Source organism: Nitratidesulfovibrio liaohensis, assembly GCF_011682075.1.
Classification (GTDB): Bacteria; Desulfobacterota; Desulfovibrionia; order Desulfovibrionales; family Desulfovibrionaceae; genus Cupidesulfovibrio; species Cupidesulfovibrio liaohensis.
In genome coordinates this window covers 1-4,724 of record NZ_VSMK01000203.1, presented here as the reverse complement: position 1 = coordinate 4,724, position 4,724 = coordinate 1, and the positions used below count along the sequence as shown (strand labels likewise).

3 protein-coding genes are annotated in these 4,724 nt (G+C 68.3%); 2 read left to right on the top strand and 1 reads right to left on the bottom strand.

Annotation, left to right across the window (positions count from 1 at the left end; translation table 11 throughout):
* On the top strand, nucleotides 1-561 hold a 561-nt coding region (locus FVW27_RS08010), incomplete at its 5' end, for a hypothetical protein (protein ID WP_341806109.1).
* 40 nt (nucleotides 562-601) lie between these two features.
* Here the strand turns inward: FVW27_RS08010 and FVW27_RS21175 are convergent.
* Nucleotides 602-3,457, bottom strand: coding sequence for an ATP-binding protein (locus FVW27_RS21175; protein WP_167124175.1), 2,856 nt, complete (start codon nucleotides 3,455-3,457; stop codon nucleotides 602-604).
* 177 nt (nucleotides 3,458-3,634) lie between these two features.
* On the opposite strand from FVW27_RS21175, the gene FVW27_RS08000 reads away from it, so the two are divergent.
* Entirely contained in the window at nucleotides 3,635-4,342 is a 708-nt protein-coding gene (locus tag FVW27_RS08000; protein ID WP_012612073.1) for a Bax inhibitor-1/YccA family protein, read from the top strand.
* The last annotated feature ends 382 nt before the right edge of the window (nucleotides 4,343-4,724 follow it).

Below are 4,724 nucleotides of genomic sequence, written 5' to 3'. Positions count from 1 at the left end.
TTGTCCGCCGTGGCGGTGCTGCGTGTCTGGCTGGTGGCGGCGGGACTCACCGGAGCATTGGCCGGAGCGTTGGCCGGAGCATTGGCCGGAGGGATGGGCGGACCGTTGGGCGCAACACCGGCCATGGCTGCCGATGCGATTGCCCCCGCCGTGGCGCCCGCGCGGGATCCCGCTTCCGTGGGCGAGCCGTGCCCGCTCACCTCGCCGGAACACACCGCCCGACTGGTGGCACCCGCCTTGCCGGAACAGGAAAAACTGGGGGAGCGGGGTCACACAGTCGCCGTGGTCCGCGTGGGCGCACCCCTTGCGGTGGTGGTGGCGCTGGAAGGTCCGCCCCTGCCATCCGGCGTGTTTCCGGTGGTGAACATCGACAGGGCAACCGGGCCGGACGGTGGGCGGGTGTCCGCCACCACCGGGTACCCGGATTCCGAAGTGCGCTTCAGCGCGCCGGGCCGCTACGAACTGGACCTGACGGTGACCCTGGTGGCCCGTTCCAGCTGCGGCGGGGCCAAGGCCCGCACGGTGCTGGAGCGGCGGGTGGCGGTGCTGGTGGCGCCGTAGCGGCTACATTCCGCCGCGCGCGTCTTTTCCGCCCGCCCGGCTATGCGGGCAGGGTGATGGTGAAGGTGGTGCCCCTGCCCGGGGTACTGGTGAAGTCGATGGTGCCGCCGTGCTTCTTGACCACGATGTCGTGGGCGATGGCCAAGCCCTGTCCGGTGCCCTTGCCCACCGCCTTGGTGGTGAAGAACGGGTCGAACACCCGGTCGCGCAGGGCCTCCGGGATGCCGGTGCCCGTGTCCGCGATGCGGATTTCCACATGCCCGCGCCCCCCAAACGCACCAGTGGATGCGCCCGCCAATGCTCCGGTGGACGCGCGGGTGGTGTCGTCGATGGGATCGCTGCCCGGCATCATGCGCGTGGTGATGGTGATGCGCCCCGGCGGCGGGGGCGTGCCGTCCGCCACGCCGGAGGCTCCGGCCTCGTCGCCGTGCATCACCTCGCCCGCCTGGCGTGCCTCGGCAATGGCGTGGGCCGCGTTGACCACCACGTTCAGCAGCACCTGCGCCAGGTCGCCGGGCAGGCAGGGGATCAGCGGCAGGTCGGGCGCAAGGCGCGTCTCCACCTCGGCCACGTACTTCCATTCGTTGCGCGACACGGTCACCGTGTCCAGCACCAGCTGATTGATGTCCGCAGGGCGCTTTTCCGCCGTTTCCGGATGCGAGAATTTCTTCATGGCCAGCACGATGGAGGCCACGCGCTCCACCCCTTCCAACGCCTGGGTGATGGCGCGGGGCACCTCGTCGGTCAGGAATTCGGCATCGGAGACGGCCAGAGTGTCGCGCAGGCGGGCCATCTGCTGGGCAGGGGCAACCGCGTCCTCGCCTGCCTCTCGCGCGGAAGCTCCCGAGCCGCTCATCCGCGTGCCGACCAGGTCGCCGCAGGCAGTCAGGGGGAGCAACAGGTCGTCGAACGCGCCGCTCAAAAAGCGCAGATTGTCACCAACATACTGAATGGGGGTGTTGATCTCGTGCGCCACCCCTGCCGCCAACTGGCCGATGGATTCCAGCTTCTGGGCCTGGGTCAGGCGGCGTTCCATGCTTTTCTGTTCGGTGGCGTCGAAGAACACCAGCGCCATGTGCGGCGCCCCCTGCCACGGCACGGGCAGCAGGCTCCAGCGCACGGGAATGTTGCGCCCGTCGGCGCGGCGCAGCACGTGTTCCCGGTCCAGCAACGGGGCGAACCCCGTCTCGCCGGGCAACAGGCAGGCCCCCTGGGTGATCTGCCGGTACAGGTCGGCGCACCCTGCTCCATCGTCGCCGCAACCCAGCAGGTCGCGGGCCACGGTGTTGACCTCGGCCACGGCGCAGTCGCCGGGCCGAACGATGACGATGGCCGTTCGCAACCCCGAAAAGATGCGTGACAGCAGTTCCTCGCGTTCCGCCAGGTCCCGGGTGCGGGCGCGGATGCGTTCCTCCAACTCCTCGTTGGCGGCGCGCAGGGCCTTTTCCAACTCGTATTCCGTGGTCACGTCGCGCCCCACGCCCTGGAACCCAGCCAGCCGCCCCTCGTCATCGTACAGGGCGCGCCGGGTCCATTGCAGACGGCGCTCCACGCCCGGCGGTACCACCACCCAGTGGTCGAAGGTGACGATGGGGGGCAGGTCGGGGTTGATGGCGTCGGCGAAGGTGTCACTTTCCGCGCCGGGCGGGCTCTGCACTTGGAACACGCTGCCGATCAGCCGTTCCCGTTCAAGGCCGAAGAACGTGCAGAAGGCGTCGTTGGCGAAGGTGCAGGTGCCGTCGGGCAGATAGCGGCAGATCAGTTCCGTCTGGTCGCTGATGATGGACGAGAGCAGGGCCTCGCTTTCCTCCAGCAGGCGCGACTTGGTCTCCAGCAGCGAATCCACCTGCTGCTGTTCCTGGATCACCCGTTCCAGCCTGCGGTTGCGGTCTTCCAGTTCGCCGCGCAGGGTCAGCAACGCCTCTTGCGGGGCCACGAACAAACGGTACCCCAGCCGGTGGAAGATCGCCACCAGCGCGGCGGCGCCCGCCAGCATCAGCGGCAGGATACGCAGCAGCAGATCCGCAGAGCGCGCCTCTATGCCCGAATCGTCCGTTTCAAGGGCGATGCGCATGCCCGGCACGGAAAGGGCGTGCTCCGTGCGCAGACCCACCCGCATGTCCGGTCCCATGACGGCCACCGGCTCCCCGGATCGCAGCAGCACCTTGCGCAGCCTGCGGTCCGTGGGGTCGTGCGGCAGGAAGGTGATATCCACGGGCAGCAGCGCACTCAGCACGCCCACGGGAACGCCATCCCGCAGCACCGCCCGGGCCAGCCGCCAGTATGCGGCCTGCTGGCCTGCCGTGCCGGGTTCTGTTGCCGTGTCGGTGTCGTTGCGCACCTCGATTTGAAGGAGTACGGATTGCGGCGCGGCCAGGGCCTGTTCCAGCCAGGGCGGCGACGGGCCGTCCGCGTCGCAGGGCGCGCCGTTGGCGATGAGGGGGGTGCCGTCGCTTTTGTACAATGCGGTGCACGACCCGCGGCCCACGGTGGCGAAAAGGACCATGGTCTCGGCAAGTTCCGGCGAGGCATGCCCCTGCGGCGCTGGTTGCTCCTGTCCTCCCTGTTGTCCCTGCTGCCCCGCGTGCCGCAGGGCGCGGCGCAGTTGTGGCAAGGCCGCGTAGGCGTCAAGCATCTGCTTGCGGTTGTTCAGGTACCGGTCCACCAGTGCGGCATACACGGTGGCTTCGTCGGCCAGCGTTTCGGCGCGCAGGTTGGCCATGGCGTCGCGCGCCTGCACGCGGGTGAGCCAGTAGGCCCAGACCGCCTGAAAGGCGATGAACGCCAGCAGAAACCAGGCGAACAGCACGCGCACCGGGCGGTGCGGCGCGGCCGTGCCGGAAGGCGGGGAAGGGGTGTGGCGCGTCGGATCCGTGCCGGAAAGGGCAGGGGGCATGGCAAGCCTCCGGGATGCGGCGCGGGAAGTGTGTCGTGGAAAGATGGTGGTGCCGCCCTTGTCAGAGTACCAGAGGATTGTTACCTATCATGACTGGGGCGGCGTATTATAATCTGGACGCTTTTCCCGGCCCCGCCGGAACGGCCGCTTCACACAAACGTTACAGGAGGTTTCGACATGCTCGGACGCACGGTCTCCGCACCCACGAGGGCGCGGGCTGAAACCGTCAACGCCTTCATGCGCGGTGTATACAACTGGATGTTCGTGGGGCTTGCCGTGACGGCCGGTGCCGCGTGGTTCACGGCGTCGAGCCCGGCCATGCTGCAACTGGTGTTCGGCAACAGCTTCGTGCTGATCGGCCTGATCCTTGCCGAACTCGGTCTGGTAATGGGCATCAGCGCGGGCATCGCACGCCTTTCGGGCGGCGCTGCCACCGGGCTTTTCGTGCTGTACAGCGCGTTGAACGGAATCACCCTTTCCGCGGTGCTGCTGGCCTACACCTCAGGCACGGTGTTTCAGGCCTTCGCCACGGCGGCGGGCATGTTCGGCGCCATGTCCCTTTACGGCCTGACCACCAAGAAGGACCTCACCTCGTGGGGCAGCTTCCTGTTCATGGGCCTCATCGGCATTCTCATCGCCAGCGTGGTGAACATCTTCGTGGGCAGTTCCGCCATGTCGCTGGTCATCAGCGCCATCGGCGTCATCGTGTTCACGGGCCTGACCGCCTACGACAGCCAGAAGCTGCGCATGATGGGCGAAACCGCCCCCATGGACGACGCCACGGCCATCCGGCGCGGCACCATTCTTGGCGCGCTGACGCTGTATCTGGACTTCATCAACCTGTTCCTGATGCTGCTGCGCCTGTTCGGCTCTTCGCGCGACTAGCGGCGGGCATTGCCTGCCTGATCGACATTGACTGCCAAGGGGGGCGCAAGCCCCCCTTTTTTCATGGTGCGGTGCCGCGCGTCCCGCCGTGTCCGAGCGGAACGTCGTTCCGTCACCCCCTTCCCGGCCCTGTTCCGCCCAGTTTCGACCTGTTTCGACCTGTCCCGCCCTGCCCCCCCCGTCCGCATTCCCCCGGCGACAAGCGCGCCCGCGCATGCTAGACTTGCTGTCATGCGCACATCGTTGCCCTTTCCCGGATCAATCGGGGCGGCGTCATGAACATCGCCGCCGTGCAGAAAACCTGCGCCCCCCTGCTGCGCCCGCTGGGCGCGGCCTATGCCGCCTGCATGGCCGCGCGCCGCGCCGCGTACGAGGCGGGCGT

Bases quoted from the DNA above. Each gene is read 5' to 3' on its own strand.
- FVW27_RS21175 (WP_167124175.1), bottom strand. From the start codon at position 3,457: ATGCCCCCTGCCCTTTCCGGCACGGATCCGACGCGCCACACCCCTTCC.
- FVW27_RS08000 (WP_012612073.1), top strand. From the start codon at position 3,635: ATGCTCGGACGCACGGTCTCCGCACCCACGAGGGCGCGGGCTGAAACC.